Source organism: Aliivibrio sp. 1S175, from assembly GCF_001690985.1.
Taxonomy (GTDB): Bacteria; Pseudomonadota; Gammaproteobacteria; order Enterobacterales; family Vibrionaceae; genus Aliivibrio.
Genome location: NZ_MAJS01000074.1, coordinates 1 through 655 on the forward strand (window position 1 = coordinate 1; position 655 = coordinate 655).

The following is a 655-nucleotide window of genomic DNA, read 5'->3' on the forward strand; positions in this document are numbered from 1 at the left end:
CCTAACTACATTACAGAAACATGAATTTTTCAAGTGGTCATCTAGGGATTAAATTTATAAATATCAAACGAATTATATGAAGACTCAAGCATGCATTCACCTTTTTCTTCATCACATTGATATATGTTATAGTCGCGACTCTTATTAAAGCCATCTGGAGTATCGAATAAAGTTATCGTAAAGTAACCAATATTTGGGTTTAAGATATATGTTGTCTCACCAACCTCGACCCATGTATTTTGAAACCTCTTTTCCTTCAAAAGAGAGGGTCTTTTTGTCGTCATTTGCGTACGATCTAACTCAGCTGTAATATCACGTTTATTTAGATAATCTTCATTCGAAACAGAAATTTCCATTGATGCATTGAGCACAATACCTAACATCTTTTTAAGCGCGACTTTATCTGTCTTTATTTCAGAATAGTTAGAGCCACAACCAGATAGAGCGATAGTTAAGCCTATTGTTATTGACATGATTATTTGTTTGTTCATGGATATTGATTTCCTTATTTACATATAGTTAACAAAGCCTAATATCCTATACTATTAATATGAATAATTTCTTCCTTTAGTGAAAATTACTTCGTGATACATTTTTTGTTTTTAAATATTCGACAAGGTGCATATTTTCCCTTTGCAGTTAACGCCTGCATAAC

General features: G+C 31.9%; 1 protein-coding gene. It reads right to left on the reverse strand.

Annotated elements, in window-relative coordinates:
- Nucleotides 1-41: 41 nt before the first annotated feature.
- Complete coding sequence (locus A6E06_RS15205) at nucleotides 42-491, reverse strand: hypothetical protein (protein WP_065591859.1); 450 nt, start codon at nucleotides 489-491, stop codon at nucleotides 42-44.
- Between the last annotated feature and the right edge of the window lie 164 nt (nucleotides 492-655).